15 protein-coding genes, 15 tRNA genes and 2 riboswitches are annotated in these 20,208 nt (G+C 48.2%); of the genes, 2 read left to right on the top strand and 28 right to left on the bottom strand.

The window, feature by feature from the left end; translation table 11 throughout:
• Positions 1–113: 113 nt before the first annotated feature.
• The 9 genes from C7R91_RS16100 to C7R91_RS16140 form a co-directional block, all read right to left on the bottom strand.
• Positions 114–629 carry a sigma-70 family RNA polymerase sigma factor gene (locus C7R91_RS16100; protein WP_047072420.1) on the bottom strand — a complete coding sequence of 172 codons (516 nt, stop codon included), beginning with the start codon at positions 627–629 and terminating at the stop codon, positions 114–116.
• Between the two features lie 421 nt (positions 630–1,050).
• Positions 1,051–1,614 (bottom strand): GNAT family N-acetyltransferase, encoded by a 564-nt coding sequence (locus tag C7R91_RS16105; protein ID WP_047072424.1) that lies wholly within the window; start codon positions 1,612–1,614, stop codon positions 1,051–1,053.
• 376 nt (positions 1,615–1,990) lie between these two features.
• Positions 1,991–3,286, bottom strand: a complete 1,296-nt coding sequence (gene purB, locus C7R91_RS16110) for an adenylosuccinate lyase (RefSeq protein WP_047072425.1) — start codon at positions 3,284–3,286, stop codon at positions 1,991–1,993.
• Positions 3,283–4,446 carry a 5-(carboxyamino)imidazole ribonucleotide synthase gene (purK, locus tag C7R91_RS16115; protein ID WP_047072428.1) on the bottom strand — a complete coding sequence of 388 codons (1,164 nt, stop codon included), beginning with the start codon at positions 4,444–4,446 and terminating at the stop codon, positions 3,283–3,285. Before purK ends, purB begins: the two co-directional genes overlap by 4 nt.
• Positions 4,443–4,931, bottom strand: coding sequence for a 5-(carboxyamino)imidazole ribonucleotide mutase (gene purE / locus C7R91_RS16120; RefSeq protein WP_012684280.1), 489 nt, complete (start codon positions 4,929–4,931; stop codon positions 4,443–4,445). The genes purK and purE overlap by 4 nt, the downstream gene beginning before the upstream one ends.
• A 182-nt stretch (positions 4,932–5,113) precedes the next feature.
• A complete protein-coding gene (locus C7R91_RS16125; protein WP_047072430.1) occupies positions 5,114–6,652 on the bottom strand; it encodes a M1 family metallopeptidase in 1,539 nt (512 codons plus the stop codon).
• 19 nt (positions 6,653–6,671) lie between these two features.
• Positions 6,672–8,168 (bottom strand): M1 family metallopeptidase, encoded by a 1,497-nt coding sequence (locus tag C7R91_RS16130; protein ID WP_047072432.1) that lies wholly within the window; start codon positions 8,166–8,168, stop codon positions 6,672–6,674.
• Between the two features lie 59 nt (positions 8,169–8,227).
• Positions 8,228–9,529: a histidine--tRNA ligase gene (locus C7R91_RS16135; RefSeq protein ID WP_047072434.1), complete on the bottom strand. Its 1,302-nt coding sequence runs from the start codon at positions 9,527–9,529 to the stop codon at positions 8,228–8,230.
• A 294-nt stretch (positions 9,530–9,823) separates the two neighbouring features.
• Positions 9,824–11,200, bottom strand: coding sequence for an NCS2 family permease (locus tag C7R91_RS16140; RefSeq protein WP_047072435.1), 1,377 nt, complete (start codon positions 11,198–11,200; stop codon positions 9,824–9,826).
• A gap of 195 nt (positions 11,201–11,395) precedes the next feature.
• Positions 11,396–11,497, bottom strand: a riboswitch (purine riboswitch).
• Positions 11,498–11,634: 137 nt separating this feature from the next.
• Here C7R91_RS16140 and C7R91_RS16145 point away from each other — a divergent pair.
• Together C7R91_RS16145 and C7R91_RS29710 are read left to right on the top strand one after the other, a co-directional pair.
• Positions 11,635–12,051, top strand: a complete 417-nt coding sequence (locus C7R91_RS16145) for a hypothetical protein (protein WP_236697941.1) — start codon at positions 11,635–11,637, stop codon at positions 12,049–12,051.
• The gene (locus C7R91_RS29710) at positions 12,015–12,119 is read left to right on the top strand and encodes an NTF2 fold immunity protein (protein WP_236697942.1); all 105 of its coding nucleotides are present in this window, start codon (positions 12,015–12,017) and stop codon (positions 12,117–12,119) included. Before C7R91_RS16145 ends, C7R91_RS29710 begins: the two co-directional genes overlap by 37 nt.
• Before the next feature lie 68 nt (positions 12,120–12,187).
• Here the strand turns inward: C7R91_RS29710 and guaA are convergent, their stop codons facing one another.
• From guaA to C7R91_RS16240, 19 genes are all read right to left on the bottom strand, one after another.
• Complete coding sequence (guaA, locus tag C7R91_RS16150) at positions 12,188–13,726, bottom strand: glutamine-hydrolyzing GMP synthase (protein ID WP_047072477.1); 1,539 nt, start codon at positions 13,724–13,726, stop codon at positions 12,188–12,190.
• Between the two features lie 158 nt (positions 13,727–13,884).
• Positions 13,885–13,987: riboswitch (purine riboswitch) on the bottom strand.
• 20 nt (positions 13,988–14,007) lie between these two features.
• The gene (locus C7R91_RS16155; protein WP_047072438.1) at positions 14,008–16,242 is read right to left on the bottom strand and encodes a transglutaminase TgpA family protein; all 2,235 of its coding nucleotides are present in this window, start codon (positions 16,240–16,242) and stop codon (positions 14,008–14,010) included.
• A gap of 4 nt (positions 16,243–16,246) precedes the next feature.
• The gene (locus C7R91_RS16160; RefSeq protein ID WP_047072440.1) at positions 16,247–17,452 is read right to left on the bottom strand and encodes a DUF58 domain-containing protein; all 1,206 of its coding nucleotides are present in this window, start codon (positions 17,450–17,452) and stop codon (positions 16,247–16,249) included.
• A gap of 14 nt (positions 17,453–17,466) precedes the next feature.
• A complete protein-coding gene (locus tag C7R91_RS16165) occupies positions 17,467–18,420 on the bottom strand; it encodes an AAA family ATPase (protein ID WP_047072441.1) in 954 nt (317 codons plus the stop codon).
• A 196-nt stretch (positions 18,421–18,616) separates the two neighbouring features.
• Positions 18,617–18,693: transfer RNA gene (locus C7R91_RS16170), tRNA-Arg, on the bottom strand.
• A gap of 7 nt (positions 18,694–18,700) precedes the next feature.
• Positions 18,701–18,776: transfer RNA gene (locus C7R91_RS16175), tRNA-Gly, on the bottom strand.
• A 51-nt stretch (positions 18,777–18,827) separates the two neighbouring features.
• Positions 18,828–18,909, bottom strand: a tRNA-Leu gene (locus C7R91_RS16180).
• A gap of 67 nt (positions 18,910–18,976) precedes the next feature.
• Positions 18,977–19,052 (bottom strand) — tRNA-Lys (locus tag C7R91_RS16185).
• Positions 19,053–19,057: 5 nt separating this feature from the next.
• A tRNA-Gln gene (locus C7R91_RS16190) sits at positions 19,058–19,132 on the bottom strand.
• A gap of 4 nt (positions 19,133–19,136) precedes the next feature.
• Positions 19,137–19,212: transfer RNA gene (locus tag C7R91_RS16195), tRNA-Thr, on the bottom strand.
• An 18-nt stretch (positions 19,213–19,230) separates the two neighbouring features.
• Positions 19,231–19,306 (bottom strand) — tRNA-Phe (locus C7R91_RS16200).
• Positions 19,307–19,341: 35 nt separating this feature from the next.
• Positions 19,342–19,418, bottom strand: a tRNA-Asp gene (locus tag C7R91_RS16205).
• Between the two features lie 5 nt (positions 19,419–19,423).
• A tRNA-Met gene (locus C7R91_RS16210) sits at positions 19,424–19,500 on the bottom strand.
• A gap of 57 nt (positions 19,501–19,557) precedes the next feature.
• Positions 19,558–19,633 (bottom strand) — tRNA-Val (locus tag C7R91_RS16215).
• An 87-nt stretch (positions 19,634–19,720) separates the two neighbouring features.
• Positions 19,721–19,794, bottom strand: a tRNA-Glu gene (locus C7R91_RS16220).
• Between the two features lie 14 nt (positions 19,795–19,808).
• Positions 19,809–19,893, bottom strand: a tRNA-Leu gene (locus C7R91_RS16225).
• Between the two features lie 8 nt (positions 19,894–19,901).
• Positions 19,902–19,978, bottom strand: a tRNA-Met gene (locus C7R91_RS16230).
• Between the two features lie 24 nt (positions 19,979–20,002).
• A tRNA-Ser gene (locus C7R91_RS16235) sits at positions 20,003–20,093 on the bottom strand.
• 7 nt (positions 20,094–20,100) lie between these two features.
• Positions 20,101–20,176, bottom strand: a tRNA-Asn gene (locus C7R91_RS16240).
• Positions 20,177–20,208: the final 32 nt, after the last annotated feature.

Consider the following 20,208-nt stretch of genomic DNA (forward strand, 5'->3'; position numbering starts at 1 on the left):
GGAGCGGACAGTCTTAACCCCCAGCAGGACGAAGCCTGGAGCCTAGCATGGAAATATTCTTCTCTCCACTACAGCTCCTCAATAGAAAAAAGGGCAGGACTGTTGTCCCCCCCTTAAGCTTGTTCTGTCATCAATTGCTGGAGCTTCTTAATCCCACGGAAGTGCAGGATTTTCACCGAAGCCTCTGTCTTGCCTAAAATTTCCGCGATCTCATTCATTCGCAAATCTCCGAGATAGCGCAGGGCGATCACATTGCGTTGATCCTTTGTCAGCGTGTGCACCTTATCCCATAAACCCTCGGTTGTCTCCTGATTCAGAAGACACTCCTCCGGCAGCTTATCTGTTGCGACCATATTGCTAAATGTGTCCTGATCCACCGGACTCTCCCGCTTCTTGCGCATGTAGTCAATCAAAGCATTGTGCGCAATTCGGAAAATCCAGGCACCAAAAGGATGACGGCCATCGTACTGCTCAAGCTTGGAGTACACCTTAATAAACACAGTCGTTGTCAAGTCTTCCACATCCCAGACGTTTTTTACCCGGTAGCGGAAATAGCGATATATTTTAGCAGAGTAATCTTCGTAAATTTGTTGGTGACTTAATTTTGGATACATGATTGCTGTCGTCATAATCGATCTCCCGTTTCGTGATCCGTATGAATTGATTTCATTGTACGGTCGAAACGAAGCAGGAACCATCGAGTTTTATTTCAGGAAGCTTACACTTTTGTAAGGTACTTATGGGCTCGTTGTAAGCTCGCACAAGTAGGTACGGAAGAGGTTTCATTTCGGTTACAACTTTCAAAAGAAATCTTTAAAAATTTCTTAAGGAATTTTTTAAGTTGTCTTTAATGTTCGAAGAAAATAAAGTCATAGACTGGCGACCTTGATATTACGCATTTCTTATGGACTTAAACGCCTAGCCTTCGAAAAATAAGTATTAGACTGACTAAACAAAGAAACAGCGACGGCCCAAGACTTGAAAAAATAAAGTCTTAGACTGTCGCTGTCTTTGTTGAACTAACGTTCCCCGTTAGTTTAATCCAACATGTCATCGTTGTATCTTTGCAAAAATGTATGTGTCCCTCAATTCGCTTCCATCAACCGATAAATCTTCGTTCTTGATAATACCCTCAAGTTCAAAGTGTAATCGCTCAGGTATTAACTTACTTCTAGTATTTTTAGTATCACAACGTATTTCCAATCTTCGGGCATTCAACTGACTAAAAGCAAAATCACAAATACCTTCAACTGCTTCAGTCATATACCCATTGCCACTAAAACGTGTATTTATCCAATATCCAATTTCAAATTTCCGTACATCCCAGTCTATGTTATGTAAGCTTGACGTAGCAACAAATTGCCCCGTTTCTTTCATGAAGACAAGGAATCTTAGATTTTCACGACTTATAAATCTTACATGTGCCTCTCTAACTGCAAGTTCAATATCATATTCGGTTTGTTCATTTTGTACAAACTTTAACCAAGGTTTCAACTCATCTATCGAAGCATTAATGGCTTCAAATACAACCTTACCATCCCCTGGTTTTGGCATTCTAATTACTAATCGTTCAGTATGAAACTCATCTGGAAAATCAATCATAATTGGTTTCATAACATTCCCCTTTGGTTTATTCCTATCATATAAAACAACCATAAACTATGCTACTAAAACAACTTGTTACGCTATTACGCAAATCTGCCCGTTAGCTTAATGCCTAAGGCCAGTCTAAAACTTTATTTTCACTGAACATTTAAAGCCGTTTTTGCGTGTCATTTCAAAGCAGTTTTCATGCTATACGGTGTGTCTGCTTAGTAGTACTTTCACACCTTGAATTCACTTTCAAGCAATTATAAATAAGCTGCGCAGGAGAAGCGCATTTCCAGTCCCCCAGCAGGGCGTAGGCCGAAGCGTAGACTGGAAATGCGCTTCTCCCCCACTACGGCTTCTTAATAAAAAAAGCCCCCGAAAAATTCGAGGGCACTTGCATTTAAATCAATCCCAGACGTTGGAAAATCGTATCCACATGTTTCAGGTGGTAACGGTAGTCAAAGCACTCATCCAGCTCTTCCTTGGACAGTGTAGAGCTGACCGTTGCATCCTCCTCGACGATCGCACGGAAGGAGCGTTGCTCTTCCCACGCCTGCATCGCACGAGGCTGTACCGTGTCATAGGCTTGCTCGCGGCTCATGCCTTTTTCGATCAGCTTGAGCATGACTTGCTGCGAGTAGATCAATCCAAAGGTACGGTCCATATTGCGCTTCATGTTCTCAGGGAACACTGTCAAGTTTTTCACGATGTTCATGAAACGGCGCAGCATGTAATTCAATGCTTGTGTCGCATCTGGCAAAATCACGCGCTCCGCAGAGGAGTGGGAAATATCCCGCTCATGCCACAGGGAAACATTTTCATAGGAAGTGAGCATGTGACCGCGGATGACACGAGCCAGACCGCAAATGTTTTCGCTGCCGATTGGGTTGCGCTTGTGTGGCATTGCAGAAGAACCTTTTTGTCCTTTAGCAAATGCCTCTTCTACCTCACGCATCTCGCTCTTTTGCAGACCGCGAATTTCTGTCGCGAATTTCTCCAAAGAAGTTGCGATCAGTGCCAATGTCGCCATGTACTCGGCGTGGCGATCACGCTGCAAGGTTTGAGTAGAAATAGGCGCTGCCGACAGCCCCAGCTTCTCGCACACGTACGCTTCCACAAACGGATCGATGTTTGCGTATGTTCCAACTGCGCCAGAGATTTTTCCGTACGCCACTTCTTTTTTCGCAGCCTGAAAACGCGCCAGGTTGCGCTTCATTTCTTCATGCCACAGGGCCAGCTTCAAACCAAAAGTCGTAGGCTCCGCATGTACGCCATGTGTTCTGCCCATGCAAACTGTATCCTTGTGCTCACGTGCTTTGTCGGCCAAAATCTCGATGAAGTCTTGAATATCCTTCTCCAATATTTCATTCGCCTGACGCAGCAGGTAAGACAGAGCAGTATCCACTACATCGGTAGAAGTCAGTCCGTAATGCACCCATTTCTTTTCTTCGCCTAAGGTTTCCGATACCGCACGGGTAAACGCCACCACATCATGGCGTGTCTCTTCTTCGATCTCATAGATTCTGTTAATGTCAAAAGTAGCGTTATCCCACAGCTTTTTCACGTCTTCCTCAGGAATGACGCCCAGCTTGGACCATGCTTCACACGCGAGAATTTCTACTTCCAGCCACGCTTTGAATTTGTTTTCTTCCGTCCAAATGGCGCGCATTTCCGGTCGGGAATAGCGTTCGATCATGATAATACCTCCGATGTATTCGTCCAGATTTTCAGCTCATCAATCAGGGTGAGCGCTTCTTCTACAGTAGGGGCGAGCACATTGATATGCCCCATTTTCCGCTTGGCCTTGCTCTCTGCTTTTCCGTACAAATGGAGCTTGGCTGTGCGAGGCAGCTTGTCGATCTGATCGATGACAGGCTGTAGATGCTCTCCCAAAATATTAACCATCACGACGCTCGAGAGCAACTCTGTAGATCCCAAAGGCAGATTGCAAACCGCCCGAACATGCTGCTCAAACTGCGAGGTCACACAAGCATCCATGGTAAAATGCCCAGAGTTATGCGGTCGAGGCGCCAATTCATTGACATACAACTGACCATCTTCGGTCAAAAACAGCTCAACTGCAATGAGTCCGACCACATCCAGCTTTTCTACAATCGTACGAGCAATTTCTTCCGCGCGGGCTGCTACTTGAGCCGAAATACGAGCGGGTACGATGCTCAAATGCAGAATGTTTTCATGATGAATATTTTCTGACACTGGAAAAACAGCCAGTTCTCCCGCCGGATTGCGTGCAGCAATCACAGACAGCTCCATTTGGAATGGTACAAATTGTTCCACGATCAGCTCTGTACCTGCTTTGGATAACGTTTCATACGCCTCCTCCAGCTCAGCCTCGCTTCTCAATACCCATTGTCCTTTACCGTCATAGCCACCGGTTGCGGTCTTCATGACAGCAGGCAGCCCCAGTTCACGCACGGCGTTCTGCAAATCCTCCAAGCTATTTACGACACAAAACGGAGCAACCGGGATGCCGATCTCGCGAATGGCAGTCTTTTCCCGAATCCGGTTTTGGGTGATACGCAAAAGGCGGCTCCCCTGCGGTACATAAGCGCGGCTCTCCAACACTTCAGCCACCTGTGCATCGACATTTTCAAATTCATAAGAGATGACATCACTGACTGAGGCAAGCTGCATCGCTGCTTCTACATCATCGTAGCTGGCGACAATTTGCCGATCAGCTGTTTGACCGCATGGTGCGTCTGCTGTCGGGTCCATTGTGACAAAGCGGTAGCCCATAGCTCGTCCCGCAAGAGCAATCATCCGTCCAAGCTGTCCTCCGCCGAGTATTCCTAAGGTCGATCCTGGTTTGATTTGCTTACGGTCTTTGGTTGTCATTCGAGTTCACTAGCCTCCAGCACCTTATTGCGCACATCATCACGTCTTTGCACGAACCGCTCTTGTACGTCTGGATATTTGATCCCCAAAATTTGCGCAGCCAATAACCCTGCATTAATGGCTCCAGCTTTTCCGATCGCAACCGTCGCCACAGGCACGCCCCCTGGCATTTGCACAATCGACAAAAGCGAGTCGAGACCATTCAAGTTGGATGATTTTACCGGTACACCAATGACAGGCAACTCTGTCTTAGCAGCCACCATTCCTGGCAAATGAGCTGCCCCGCCCGCACCCGCAATAATGACTTCCAAGCCGCGACTTTTAGCAGTCTCGGCATACGTAAACATCAAGTCTGGCGTTCTGTGTGCAGACACGACCTTCTTTTCGTACGGTACCTGCAATTCGTCCAAGATCGCGCAAGCTTCCTTCATTGTTTCCCAGTCTGACGTACTGCCCATAATGACTCCTACCAAAGGCTGTAGCATGAACCATTTCGCCCCCTACGTTTTGTAACATCAGAAGAAAACCCAACCGACTAACGGCTTTTTGCGCCGCTCTCATCGCCTGGGCTATTCGCACTCGTTTTCTCTCAACATATTCAGTGTAGCAGGGAGAAAGTTTGCCTGTCAACCTCGTTTCCGAACATTTAAAATTAGTGTATCAAAAATTATTCGTGTTTGCCTTTTTCTACCCAATTGTTGGCCGCTTCGGCTTTTTCTAGCTCGACCTGAAGCCAATAATCTAAATAGGGACTGGCATCCGCCCCGGCAGCTGCAGTCAATAGCGCTGTAATTTGCTCCCCATTCGCCTGCTTGTATTGATGATCTCGTACATATTGACGCAGCACCTGATGCAGTCGTTCGACTCCCCATTTTTCCTTCAAGTTCCACCACATGGCACCTGCTCGCCCATAAACGAGGTCATTGTAGCTCCTCCAATCTGGAAAAGCCTCCACCGACGACTTTGCAGTGACTCCTTGGTTCGCATATCCTTCCGCTGCACGCGCTTGGTCCAGCCGCATCTGAATATACGCTTGTGAACGTACAGGGGACTTTTGCTGCAAAAATACCATCGTCGCATAATCTGTCAGTCCCTCATCTAACCAAGCCTCTCGCACCTCGTCGTTTCCGACCAGCCCGTAAAACCACTGATGTGCCGTTTCATGTGCTACGACCGCTTCCCCCATGGCGTCGCTACGGTCAACATACTCCTGGGCAATAAAAACGAGGCTCGGGTATTCCATCCCCCCAAAGAAACCTCCTGTCTTGACAACATCGTATTCCTTATACGGATACACCCCGAACTGTTTTCCGTAATAGTCGAGAGACTCCTTGGCAGTCTCATGTATTCGTTCTACGTTTTGCGGGTCATCACTTTTCTGCACCCACGTACGTACGATAGTATCCCCGACCTGTCCAGATATGGGCTGGTACGTATTGTCCATGACGACAAGGGCAAAATCCCGAACTTTCCATGCGTCCACTTCATAGATTTTTAGGCGTTGCGGTCTCGTCTCGGTGATGACAGCCACGCTCTCCAATCCACTCGTAGCAAGCTGGTACCCCTCTGATAACTGCACACGCAAATGATAATTCGCCACATCCGAGTAAAAAGGATCGCCAATCGCGGAATAAGAATCGAGCCGCCAGCCTCCTGCGTCCTTGACCGCCATAATCGGCAGCCAGTTGCCCAGCCACATCGCATGATCATGGTAAGACATCCGGCCATTGTTATAAGGAACCTCGAGCTGAAATTTCATATCCACTACCGTCTCAACAGACGATGTCCTTTCAGGAAGGGGCACTTGTAAAAGCGTATTGTTCTTACCTGCATACTGTACACCGACACTTTTTCCGTTTACCCGTACTTGGCTTATCTTGATACCGCCAGGCTCACGTTGTTTGCCCAGCACAACCTCCCAGTTCTCTCCACTGAGAGTAGCATTCGCAGAAAAAGCATTGGGATATAAATGAAAAAAAGCTTGGTCATCTTGTGGGACAAAGCGAGCCGTCAGCATGCCCTTCACCACGTGCTTGTTCATATCGATTTGTACGTCGGCCCTGTAAGTGACTGCAGCCTGCTTGTGGTCAATCGGCACAAGCTCCTGAGCATCTAAGACAGCCTGCCCTGTCCAAGGCCGGACGGTCAAGAATACAGTCAAAACGACTCCTACTGCCGCGATGACCACCCAATGCTTCCGCCACATCGTGATCCCCTGCCTTCGATTACTTCTTCTGATGCTTGAGACGTTGGCGCTCCAGCCAAGCTGCTGCCTGTTCCTGCTTGGACATGTCTACCCTCAACCAATAATCCAAGAAGGCGCTTGCATTTTCTCCTGCCATTTCAGATAGAAATGCTTCCCATTCCTTTCCAGTCACCACCTGATAACGGTATTTCTCAACATACTGCTTCAAAACGTCATGTACCCTTTCTTCCCCCCACGCTCCCTGCAATAGCCAGAGCATCGAGGACGGACGGGAATAGACGAGATCGCTATAACTCTGATTATTGGGAAATGCAGACAGCGCTTGCCAAGGGCGCAGTTCCTCTGCCACATAATACTGAACAGAGGTGCCCTGCTCCAGCCGTCTACGCACACGTTCTGCTCCCAACAGCGGGTCTTGCTGAAATAAATACGAGAGCGTCACGTACTCCGTGAATCCCTCATCCAGCCATGCTTCCTTTACCTGATTATTTCCGAGCAAGCCGTAAAACCACTGATGTGCCGTCTCATGGACAACCGTGACGATACCCGTTTCTTCCCCTGAAAAGAAATGACGCCCGTCAAGAAAGACCAATGCCGGATACTCCATCCCGTTAATCGCGCCACCAGTCCTTACCACATCGAACTCGCTATATGGGTAAGCACCCAATTGATGATGAAAATAGGCGAGAGACTCCGCTGCTGCTTCATGAATCTGCGCAGCAGTTGCCGGATCATCTGTTTTCCGCCACCATGTTCGGACGACTGTTTCGCCCACCTTCGTTTCCGTTCGCTGATAGGAGGCATCCATGACGACGAGGGCAAAATCCCTCACGTTTTCTGCACAGAGCTGTATCGTCTTTTCTCTCTCGCCAGCAGAAACCTGTTTCGCAGCCCTGTCAGGCGCTGTGCTAGCCAGTTGATAGTCTTTTGGCAGCGTCACGTTCACATCATAATCTGCGTTCTCACTGTAAAATGGATCACCGACAGGCTCGTACGGATCGAGATGCCAGCCTTCCTTGTCGTAAACCGCAAGAACCGGGAGCCAGTTCCCCAGCCAGATCGATTGGTCATCGTACGACATCCTGCCGTCGTTTCGCGGAAGAGTCATCTCGAACTCCATCACAATCTTTCGTGGGCCCTTCTGTCCTTCTAGCGGCACTTCGAGGATGTTCAGATCTTTCGTCTGTTTGCCGACAACCGCTACACCATCGACCAAGAGCTTTTTATTAGTGTATGAGCCAAGCGTTGGACCATTGCCTAAAAGTTCCTCCCATAGCATGCCTTGATGCTCTTCTGTAAATACGTTCGGGTAAAGATGGAGATAAGCACGAGTAGGGTCTTTTGGCCAAAAGGTAATCGTTACGGTTCCTGCTACTTCTTTCTTGATTGGATCAATTCGCACATTAGCCCGATAGAGTGGTTTACGCGTAAGCGCAGTACCCTCGTCAGCATTCACAGGCAACATCCACGTCAAAAACAATAAGCTACAACCGACCATTGAGACCCATTTCTTCACGCCATCTCCCCCTTTTCTCTACTGTACAAAAAATGGAAGAAAAAGACTATCTTTCCTCTTTACCCTGATAGCTTGTCGGACAACCACTTTTCAACCAACTCCAAAGGAACCGGCTGTTCCGTTCCCTCTCGCATATCTCGGACGACGACCTGCCCGCTGTTCACTTCGTTTTCCCCATAGATCAGCGCAAAAGCAAAGCCTTCTTTGTTTGCATAATCGAGTGCTTTTTTCAGTCGTCTACCTGTCAACTCCAGCTCGACTCTAATGCCGCTCTCGCGCAATCGATTGGCCAGGCCAAGACTGGATGCTTCTGTCCCGAGGGGAATAACGAGTACATCGGCAGCTTTTTGCTCTTCCGTGTTGCGATTTGCCAGCGCTGCAAGAATGACATCCAACCCAAACGAAATCCCTACAGCGGGATACTCTCTTCCATCATCCAAAAGCCGACCGATAATCTGATCGTAACGTCCCCCACTGCCGATACTGGACGTTATACTTCCATCCTGCAAAAAGATCTCATACACAATTCCCGTGTAAATCCCTAAGCCTCTTGCCAAAAATGGAGAGAAACGAAGCTCCCCACCCACACCCGCTCCTTTTACATAGGCAAGCATATCGCGCAGCTCCCGAATCCCTTCCTGAACAAGCGGGGATGTAAAGCGCTCTGCCAACAGATCCAGGGTAATCACCCCTTCTTGCAGGAAAGACGTAATTGCCAACACGAGTGACTCCTCGACGTTTCGCTCCCGCAAGTCATCACGGACTCCATCCACGCCGATCTTCTCGAGCTTATCCAGCGACAGCATGACATCCCCGGCCCGCATGGTGGGAGCTCCCAGCTCCTGAAGCACCCCAGATAACAGCTTGCGGTTGTTGACCTCAATGTACACGTCAAGCCCCAGCCGCTTGAATGCCTCAAATGCCATGCTGAGCAATTCTGCTTCAGCCAGCACCGATGTCGTTCCCACGATATCGACATCGCATTGGATAAATTCGCGCAATCGCCCGGTTTTTACCGGACCGTCCCGAAATACTTTTCCGATCTCATACCGCTTGAACGGCATCCGCATCTCAGGGTTCATGCCCACTACCTTCGTCAATGGAACAGTCAAATCATAGCGCAGGCCGAGCTCTCTATCTCCTTGGTCGTTTAAGCGATACACTTCCTTCAAGATTTCATCCCCGCCGCCGTACTTGGATGCCAGCAATTCGTAGTGCTGTAGCATTGGCGTCTCTAATGGTTTGCAGCCGTATGTCTCGAATACAGCCTCGAGCGTCCGTCGTATCCAGTTTCGTTGCATCTGCTCCTGCGGCATGAAATCTTTTGTGCCTTTTACCGTTTTTAATACTTCGTTTTCCATGAGTAACACCCTTTCCTTTATCAGATAGAGAAAACCAAAAAAGCCATGCAAGGCAACTTCTTGCCCGCATGGCTTCCTAAATACACCACCGCAGGCACGAAGCACAAGAAGCGCTTGCACCTGCGGAAAAATTTCCGAAGATACAAACGCTCTACGTGTGGTGATGCTGTTGAAGGAACATGTTAAGACCTGTCATGGGAATCGGTCCATCCTTCCGTGAAAAAAGATTTTTCCTATCATAGCGCAAAAAAAGCTCCCCGTCCAGCGGACGAAGAGCCTGATTCTCAAAAAATTCTATTCGCGCAACCAGATGAAGTACGCCAGGAAGACGAAGAACAGCACATACATCGCCGGATGCACTTCGCGAGCCTTGCCTTTCATTACCTTCATCACCGGATATACGATGAAGCCCGTCGCAATACCTGTTGCAATACTGTAAGTCAATGGCATCAACAAAATGGTCAGGAATGCAGGGAACGCTTCATCCAGGTCATCCCAAGCCACTTTTGCAATGTGAGAAGCCATCAGAACACCGACGATAATGAGCGCTGGTGCTGTAACCGCAGGTGTGACAATCGCAAGAATCGGCGAGAAGAACAACGCCAGCAGGAACATAATCCCTGTGACAACTGCGGTAAATCCGGAGCGTCCGCCTGCCGCTACCCCTGCTGTCGATTCAACATAAGCTGTAGTGGTAGATGTACCGAGTACCGCACCTGCCATACCTGCAATCGCATCGGAAGCGAGTGCTTTTCCTGGACGTGGCAAATTGCCGTCTTCGCGGAGCAATCCAGCTTGGTTTGCTACACCCAAGAGCGTACCTGTTGCATCGAAAAAGTCTACAAACAAAAACGTCAAAACAACAATCAGCATATTCACGGTGAACAATGCGGATGGATCACCGAGATATTGGAACGCAGCACCGAATGTAGGAGCAAGGCTCGGTGGTGCAGAAACAACTTGCTCAGGCAGATTCACCAGTCCGAAAAACATTCCGGTAATCGCTGTAATCAGCATTCCGATAAAGATACCTGCATTGACTTTGCGAGAAAGCAGAATGACCGTCACGATCAGACCAAACACAGCAAGCAATGCATTTTTCGCTGCCAAAATTTCTTCCGGCTTCATGCCCTCGTGATAGAAGGTCAGATGTCCCAGTGCTACGAAGGTGGCATCATTTGCTACGATGATACCTGCGTTTTTCAAACCGATAAACGCGATAAAAAGACCAATCCCTGCCGAAACGGCGTACTTCAAGCTTTGTGGAATCGCTTTGATGATCGCTTCACGAACACCTGTCAGGGACAGAATCAAAAAGATCGTACAAGAAAGGAATACGCCAGCCAAAGCCTGTTGCCAAGGAATTTGCATCGTCAGAACGACGGTATAAGTAAAAAATGCGTTCAAACCCATCCCCGGAGCTTGACCGATCGGCAAACGTCCGAGAATACCCATTAACAGTGTTCCGAGAGCAGCAGCCAAAGCCGTTGCGGTAAAGACAGCCCCGAATTCAGGGTAGTTTGCTTTCAAATCTGGCGGCAGATCCGCACCACTGAGAATGAATGGATTGACAGCCAAGATATATGCCATTGCCAAAAAAGTAGTGATACCTGCGATGATTTCGCGACGGTAATTGGTGCCTAGCTTGTCAAACTCGAAATACTTCCGCACCTATAAGTCCCCCCATACTAATCTTGTTGCCAAAAATAGTCTAACTGTTTTTTGCCGACCGTAAACGGTCACATCTTTTTTGATGAAAACCGTCGAGACGTCTTTCACAAAAAAAGGCCCGGACGCTCTTATCATGCGCCTGGCCGTCAAACAAAACACTCCGGGAATAATTCCAAATATAATAACAAAACCAAATCCCGATGACATTTTGTTCGTAGCCAGGTCGTTAACGGCGACCATGTAGAAACTCCTGAGCCATATTCTCAAGAATATACGAACCTTCCTATATTACCTGCTCACATTGAGAAGTGTATCAGGTGACATAGGGAATGTCAACGAAAATACGAACATTCATTTTTATAAAGAGTTTAATATCCGGATATTTTCCAAGAAAGCCTGTGTTATAATTCATAACCAGATGGAGGTGATCCAAATTGAACTTTATGGATGCTTGGGAACAAATAATAGCGAAGCAGGAACGAGAACGTGACCGGCTTCGAGTCAATCGAATCACCGTACGGGTCGACGATAAGAAAAAGAGCAAGCACAACGTTCATCCAAAAGAAAAAGTCATCGAATATGGCTTTGTAGAACGTGATTTGTATGATGAGAATTTATTCGGGAGGTTTGAACTCTATTTCGCCGATCGCGACACTCTTCTCCAGCAAGATCGGTTTGGAGATGAAATTGCTTTTGGTGAGCTTGCAGATGAACATGCAGCTGCCACGGCAATCTTCCCCTATTTAGCAGAGTACTATTCTCAGTTTTTGGAGGAAACTCCCTTCGCTATTAGCTACAACCCTATTGCAGAAGCTTGGATTACGAAGGAACTCTTCCTCCAGGATGGCTAGGCGGGGTCATTTATATTGCTCTTGCAAAAGAAAATGGAAAGCTTCTCATGATGTATGGAACGAGATGATTCTGGAGCAAAAAAAACTCCCTTTTATTCGCAAATCACGCGAATAAAAGAGAGTCATTTTTTTGTTCCTATTCCCACTCAATTGTTGCTGGTGGTTTGGACGTTACATCATACACAATGCGGTTTACATTGTCTACTTCATTCACGATACGCACAGAGATTTTCTCCAATACATCCCACGGAATGCGCGCCCAGTCAGCAGTCATACCATCAATGGACGTTACCGCACGAATCCCTACTGTGTAAGAATACGTACGAACATCACCCATTACCCCTACAGTCGTCATGTTTGGCAGAGCCGTGAAGTACTGCCAGATTTCGCGATCGAGACCTGCCTTGGCAATCTCCTCACGCAGGATCGCATCGGATTCACGAACGATCTTCAGTTTTTCTTCCGTCACTTCACCCAAAACCCGAATGCCGAGGCCTGGTCCTGGGAATGGCTGACGCCAAACAATCTCATCTGGCAAGCCCAGCTCTGTACCCAGTTTGCGTACTTCGTCTTTGAACAATGTTTTCAATGGTTCAATCAACGTGAACTTCATGTCTTCTGGCAAACCGCCCACATTGTGGTGCGATTTGATCGTTTGTGCAGTTGCTGTACCGCTCTCCACGATATCGGTATACAGCGTGCCTTGTGCCAAAAAGTCCATATCTGTCAGCTTCGCTGCTTCTTCATCGAATACATAAATGAACTCGTTACCGATGATTTTGCGCTTTTGCTCTGGGTCAGATACACCTTTGAGTTTGCTCATGAAACGCTCGCGAGCATCGATCTTGATCACTTTCATGGAGAATTTCTCAGCGAATGTCTCCATGACCCCTTCTGCTTCCCCTTGGCGCAGAAGACCATGGTCAACGAACATGCACGTCAATTGATCGCCAATCGCTTTGTGAATCAGCGCTGCTACTACGGAAGAATCCACACCGCCGCTCAACGCACACAGTACCTGCTTGTTGCCGACTGTTTCACGAATGCGAACCAGCTCGTCCTCAATGAACGTCGTCATGCTCCAAGTCGCTTCACATCCACAAATGTTGAACAGGAAGTTTCCAATGAACTCAGTACCTTTTTGGGTATGAACTACTTCCGGATGGAACTGTACGCCGTACAGCTTGCGCTCAAGGTTGCTGATCGCAGCTACCGGGCAGCTGTCGCTTACTGCATCAATGACAAATCCGGTTGGGAGCTCCACTACTTTGTCAGAGTGGCTCATCCACACGATTTCGTTTGCATCCCATTTGTCGTACAAGTTGTGTTTTTGCTGCATACGCAATTCAGCTTTTCCGTACTCGCGTTTACCCGCACGTTCTACTTTTCCGCCCGTCAAATGGCTCATCAGCTGCATCCCGTAGCAAATACCCAATACAGGCAAGCCCAGATCAAAAATCGCCGGGTCTACAGTTGGCGCTCCCTCTTCGTACACGCTAGCAGGTCCGCCAGAGAAAATAATCCCTTTTGGATTCATCTCTTTAATCTTTTCAACGGGTGTATTAAACGGTATCAGTTCACTGTAAACACCCAGATCGCGTACACGGCGCGCGATCAACTGATTGTACTGGCCTCCGAAATCGAGTACGACGACCATTTCCATTGACTTGTCCATCATATCCCCCTTCTCCTGTAACATACAGGACGTGCAAGTGTCGGCATGCCATGCGAAGTTGTCGCATATTTGCAAAAAAGCCGGGACTGCTATCTCCGATAAACAATACGGAGGCAACGTCCCAGCTTGTGTACACATGTGCGGTTTGCATGTACAAAAATCCGATGTGCTCTCCTCGTAGTCGCCAAATTTACGGTCTAGCGGTAGAAACTTTCAGGCCCTATTCCTGATCATTATACGAGTCTCATTGATCGTCATTCTAGCAGATGGAACGGTATTGTTCAAGGCTTCAATTGACGGATTAATCGTTCTAGTATTTGCTCTGCTATTGTTCTCGCCTTTTGTTCCATCTCTTTGTAGCCATACACGGATCGTTCGTACAGCTCCGTCAAATAGCGTAGGTCTTGTCGCTTGTCTGCCGGCAGGGTCATCCTGCCCACGTACTCCCGCAACGTTTCTCCTGGCTGTCTGCGCGTGTAGACTCGCTCCATCATTCGCATCAGTAAATGATACCGATCCGGGAACTCACTGCCTCGTTCTTGATTCAGCTGCCTGCGCATCCACCATAGCTGGATGTCTTGTCTGCGTCGCCACGCGATAATTCCTGCCACGACAGCGACTACTGCCAATCCCGCGTTTACTTGCCATGGAATTTTAATCCCACTACCTGCTGGGCTGTCTCCCTCTTCCAGCTCATTGAAACGTCCATTCCCACGGTCGATGTCCGTTTGATTCGCCATATTTGGCAACGGAACGGGGATCTCAGGCTGTGAGGTGACCAAATCATAATTAAAACGAACAGGTGACATGAATGTACTCGTCGCTTCAAAAGGAACCCACCCAATCCCCGGGAAGTATACCTCTACCCACGAGTGAGCATCCCTGTTGCGCACTTCTACAGTCTCGTAGTTAAGCGCATCCGTTCCTACTCGTTCACCAGGAGCGAAGCCCTTGACCCAACGTGTCGGGATATCCAGAGTACGAAGCATAACCGCCATCGAGGTGGAAAAATGGTCACAGTACCCTCGAAGGCTGTCAAACAAGAAGTGATCGACAAAATCCTGACCTTCTGCAGCGACTGGAACGTCTTTCGTTTCATACTTATATTTTCCACTTGAGCGCAAGTAATTCTCGATCGCTCTCACTTTGTCATAAGGAGTCTTCGCATCCTTGGTAATCGTTGCAGCGAGCTCCCTCACTCGCGGAGGCACCGAGGCTGGCACTTGCAAATAGCGCTCTTTGATCTCATCCGGATAGTTCGTTCCGGCATTCGTTACGGCCTTTTCACTGACAATCGGCACTTCTGCCTCGACCTTGTATTGATTCAGTTTTAGCAAAAGCGGATTGGGGCCGTACTCTGGCCGACCGTTTTTCTCACTCAGCTGAACCAAGTTGATTTTTCCCGCCCGTACTTCTAGTTGCTGATTCATTTTGTCATAAACAACGGTTGCCTCTGGTGGAGCGTAGTTGCTCACCTTTTTCAGCTGACCTTGATAAAAGACAGTCGGGAATTGCTGCGGGCCTTTAAATTCTAATGTAGCTTGAACCTTCTTCGTTTCAAGCCCTTGGAACAACGTATTCTCCCATGTATAGGTTTGCGGGTCCAGGATTGACTCATACTCTCTATCGCCTTTTTCCCAGCCAACTCCCGTATACACGTCCTTCGAGTCACCGCGCCAATAGCTGCGCTCGTTCGTCTTTGCAATAAACACTAATGTGTTATCTTGCAGGAAAGGACCGCCCAACCGTTCGTCGTTGTTATCGTATCCTACTTTTTTCATCACGCCAACAGGGGTATCGTTTCCTTTCCCTGTTAAAAAGGCGATCGGATCAGGCCATGACGGCCCTTCCTTCGGTGCAGCATAACCGATGCCTATGCAAGCCATAATGACCAACACCGAAGCCAGGAGTGAGTTGAACATGATTCGGCTTCTCTTCCCTGCCAATGTTGCCATGTTCGTCATCTTCATCAGATGGCTTATAGCCAGCATCAGGAAACCAATAATCAGCGTCCGTACAACCCCTGCACTGGCATCATACGGGAGAAAGGTATCCAACACAGCCAAATACAGCTCCGTCAAAAAGACAAACCATAAGCCTTGTCGCTGTTCCAGCACCAGATACGTTAACATCGTCGCTAATAACACCAAGACAAGGTCAAACATGGTATTCCGCGACAAGATCGACATGTTGGCCCAATCCTGTTGAAACGCTAACGGAAGATCATGAATCATCTGCCCGTACAATTCACTAATCCATTCCGAGTCAAAAAACGGTTTGTCAAATAGAGTAGCATGCAAAAGCACCATTAGCCCCAGTGCCTTGATCGGCAAGGTTAACCACCGATAAGGGATCAACAGGTCAATGATAATAACTCCACCCACAATCGCATAAAACGGCCACAGAACGCCCGTATCGGTCAATGTCTGTAGAGGAATCAGCCACTCTCTTAACATCAGGAACAGAAAAAGGGCCAAGACCCATTCCCAAATCGTTGGACGCTTCCAAACGCTCATGAGTCTATGCACCTCCAATCCGTTTCCACTCTTGATCATCCATGTGAATAGACGTACATGTTACTTTGTTTGCGCCAAGCAGTTGCAACGCTTGCTTTTGTTCATGCGAAATCGTTGACTCGTTCTGCATAAGAAACAACTGCACCCGTCTGCCTTTTTGAGCGAGTGTGACCAAACGACTGATCAACGTTTTTTCTACATGCGGTGTAATAATAATCAAAGTGACCCCTTGAGGCTGCTCCAATGCTTCTCTTCCCACAATTTTTGCAAATAACTCTTGTCCTTCTGGCGCGACACGTGCTAATTGGTCAAAAACTCTGAGGAAATGGGCATGGGACAGCCCTGGTGGTATCGATATACGTTCTGCTTGCTTGTACACGAGCCCATAATGGTATTGATTCCGATTGGCGTAAGCGACAAGACTCGCTGCTAGCTTCACCGCTGTTTCGAACAAGTGCACAGGCTTCCCTTGGTAGCTCGCCTTCTCTACATCAAGGAAAAAGACAGCCTGATTCATCGCCTGATGTTCAAATTCCTTCGTCTTCAGACCCGTCCCCCGTGCGGAAGCGCGCCAATGAATCTGGCTCAATCGATCGCCCCGATGATAGTCTCTTACGCCGCGTACTGCTGCTACATCGTCAGAACGTCGATGGGAGACATGCACCGTCCCGCTGAAGCTCCCGTCACCCAGAGCCCAATGGGTCAATTCCTTGTATTTTGGATAAACGAGAAACTCCTGCGATATCGAATAAACCTTGCGACGCTCAAAAAATCCAAAAAAATCTCCGCCACTCACTACACATTCATCGAGACGATAGTATCCCCTCGGTACATTGGGTATGACATACCGAAACTCGACTTCCCTTTTGAACCACGGGAATATCAGTTGTCGATGAGGCTCATACACGCCAGCCAGCCTCGCCGGCAACGGCTCCATAACCATATTCCAGCCCAGCGGAAACCAAATCCTCCGGCGCAGACGTATCGTTACAATGACGTCTTCCCCATCCTGCAAACGATTGCGATCTAATTCACGCTCGACTTCTAGCTTCGTGAACATGAGTACATAAGCGACAATTTCATACAGGAGAAACACCAAACTACTATAGAAAAGAAACCAGCTTGAGAAGCCACCTTGAAATTTTGCGAATACATAAGTGATCAGGACTAATGCAATCGCCTTGAGCTTACCCCACCTTTGCTGTCTCATCTGCAATCACCGCCTTAGCTTACCGGGACACGGGTCTCAGACAAGATCATAGCCAACACCCGATCTACGGTTGCTCCTTCCAGTCTTGCTTCTGGTTTCACAATCATACGGTGTGCAAACACTACTGGAACTAGTTCCTTCACGTCATCTGGAATGACATAATCACGTCCACGCACGAATGCCAATGCCTGAACAGCCCGGAAAAGAGCAAGGGAACCGCGCGGGCTCACGCCTAGATAAATATGATGATGCTCACGCGTACGATGACATAGACGCACGATGTATTCTTTTATTCCTTCCGATACCTTGACCGTCGATACCTGGCGTTGAAGTTCCGCAAGCTCGGCGGTGGTCATAACCGGTTGAAGCTCTTCCAATGGATTCGCTGCCGAGAATCTGGACAACATCCGCATTTCTTCCTCTACCGTTGGATACCCCAAGCTTACTTGCATGAAAAATCGGTCCAATTGAGCTTCAGGTAATGGGAAGGTCCCTTCATACTCTAATGGGTTTTGCGTTGCCATCACAAAAAACGGCTCTGCCAATCGATACGTAGCACCATCGATTGTTACCGAGCGCTCTTCCATGGCTTCCAAGAGTGCGGATTGTGTTTTTGGCGAAGTCCGGTTGATTTCGTCTGCAAGAATGACATTTGCAAAAATCGGCCCTTGACGGAACTCAAACTCCAGACTTTTTTGATTAAAGATAGCAACCCCTGTCACATCCGTTGGCAACAAATCTGGGGTAAATTGAATACGTTTAAACTCACCGCTGATTGATTTGGACAATGCACGCACCATCATGGTCTTCCCAACGCCTGGTACATCTTCGAGCAAAACGTGACCATTCGCTAGAACAGCCGCTACCATCAGTTCAATTACAGAACGTTTACCAATCAATACTTTTTCTATATTATCGATTAAACTGGCTATTGCAGGATTTACTTGTTCCAATTTGATAGGGTTCATGTTGATACAACTCCTGTTCCATGATATTCTTCCGCAGGTTTGTAACAGCTGTTCCTCCATGCTTTCAGCGTAATTCTAAAGTAATGGATGCAAATAGGAGATACAAGGGAAAAATGCTTAAAATTTGCAAAAATACACAACGAATTATAAAAAAAAGAGTAGGATCTATTCCTACTCTTCGATTTCATATGAAATATGGCGTGCCCTGAGAGATTCGAACTCCCGACCTTTTGATTCGTAGTCAAACGCTCTATCCAGCTGAGCTAAGGGCACAAATAAATGGAGCGGACGAAGGGTCTCGAACCCTCGACCTTCGCCTTGGCAAGGCGACGCTCTACCAATTGAGCTACGTCCGCATGTTACATCTTATGAGGTTAGTACTGAGGACAAAGCTTTCTGTCATAGTATGGTGCGGGTGAAGGGACTTGAACCCCCACGGTTGCCCGCCAGAACCTAAATCTGGTGCGTCTGCCATTCCGCCACACCCGCATTTTACTTAGAACAGAAAAGGCATTGCTTTTACTATCACGCAGCTTTGCTTGTTCAGCTAAAAAACTGGTGAGCCATGAAGGACTCGAACCTTCGACCCTCTGATTAAAAGTCAGATGCTCTACCAACTGAGCTAATGGCTCGCAAATGGCTGGGGTACTAGGATTTGAACCTAGGAATGACGGAGTCAAAGTCCGTTGCCTTACCGCTTGGCTATACCCCAATGGTGGTGCCGGCAATAGGACTTGAACCCACAACCCCCTGATTACAAGTCAGGTGCTCTACCAATTGAGCTATACCGGCGCAGTTGAATTTAATTAATGGTGGCTCGGGACGGAATCGAACCGCCGACACGAGGATTTTCAGTCCTCTGCTCTACCGACTGAGCTACCGAGCCATTTATGAATAATCTTTGCCATTCTTTAAGAAAAATGGCGGAGCTGACGGGACTCGAACCCGCGACCTCCGGTGTGACAGACCGGCGTGAACTCCAACTTCACCACAGCTCCATATTTGGTTGCGGGAGCAGGATTTGAACCTGCGACCTTCGGGTTATGAGCCCGACGAGCTACCGAGCTGCTCCATCCCGCGACGATCAGGACTATCGAGTGTCAGTGTTGACTGACCTTCCTTGCCCTATTATATAAGTGGTGGAGGCTGACGGGATCGAACCGCCGACCCTCTGCTTGTAAGGCAGATGCTCTCCCAGCTGAGCTAAGCCTCCACATTCCCCACAAAGTGACGTTAATGCTCTGAAGCATATTCCGAGTACTTTGCGGGGGCCCCATATTGATATGGGCGTTTTGCTAGGTGACCCGTAGGGGATTCGAACCCCTGAATGACAGCGTGAAAGGCTGCTGTGTTAAACCGCTTCACCAACGGGCCAGGATTATGAAGTATGGTGCGGTCGGCGAGACTCGAACTCGCACGGGTCGCCCCGCCACCCCCTCAAGATGGTGTGTCTGCCAATTCCACCACGACCGCAACTAATATGGTAGCGGCGGAGGGAATCGAACCCCCGACCTTTCGGGTATGAACCGAACGCTCTAACCAGCTGAGCTACACCGCCATGAAGCTATGAGATTAAAACATATGGCGGAGAGTGAGGGATTCGAACCCTCGCTACGCTTGCGCATACTAACGGTTTAGCAAACCGTCCCCTTCGGCCTCTTGGGTAACTCTCCGTATATATGGCTCCTCGGGACGGACTCGAACCGCCGACCGATCGGTTAACAGCCGATTGCTCTACCAACTGAGCTACCGAGGAACGTTGAAGGATTTATTCCTTCAAAACTGAAT

The organism is Brevibacillus formosus (assembly GCF_003013405.1).
Classification (GTDB): Bacteria; Bacillota; Bacilli; order Brevibacillales; family Brevibacillaceae; genus Brevibacillus; species Brevibacillus formosus.

Bases quoted from the DNA above. Each gene is read 5' to 3' on its own strand.
- purE (WP_012684280.1), bottom strand. From the start codon at position 4,931: ATGCTACAGCCTTTGGTAGGAGTCATTATGGGCAGTACGTCAGACTGG.
- purK (WP_047072428.1), bottom strand. From the start codon at position 4,446: ATGACAACCAAAGACCGTAAGCAAATCAAACCAGGATCGACCTTAGGA.
- guaA (WP_047072477.1), bottom strand. From the start codon at position 13,726: ATGGACAAGTCAATGGAAATGGTCGTCGTACTCGATTTCGGAGGCCAG.
- C7R91_RS16165 (WP_047072441.1), bottom strand. From the start codon at position 18,420: ATGAACCCTATCAAATTGGAACAAGTAAATCCTGCAATAGCCAGTTTA.
- C7R91_RS16125 (WP_047072430.1), bottom strand. From the start codon at position 6,652: ATGTGGCGGAAGCATTGGGTGGTCATCGCGGCAGTAGGAGTCGTTTTG.
- purB (WP_047072425.1), bottom strand. From the start codon at position 3,286: ATGATCGAACGCTATTCCCGACCGGAAATGCGCGCCATTTGGACGGAA.
- C7R91_RS16135 (WP_047072434.1), bottom strand. From the start codon at position 9,529: ATGGAAAACGAAGTATTAAAAACGGTAAAAGGCACAAAAGATTTCATG.
- C7R91_RS16100 (WP_047072420.1), bottom strand. From the start codon at position 629: ATGACGACAGCAATCATGTATCCAAAATTAAGTCACCAACAAATTTAC.
- C7R91_RS16160 (WP_047072440.1), bottom strand. From the start codon at position 17,452: ATGAGACAGCAAAGGTGGGGTAAGCTCAAGGCGATTGCATTAGTCCTG.
- C7R91_RS16155 (WP_047072438.1), bottom strand. From the start codon at position 16,242: ATGAGCGTTTGGAAGCGTCCAACGATTTGGGAATGGGTCTTGGCCCTT.
- C7R91_RS16105 (WP_047072424.1), bottom strand. From the start codon at position 1,614: ATGAAACCAATTATGATTGATTTTCCAGATGAGTTTCATACTGAACGA.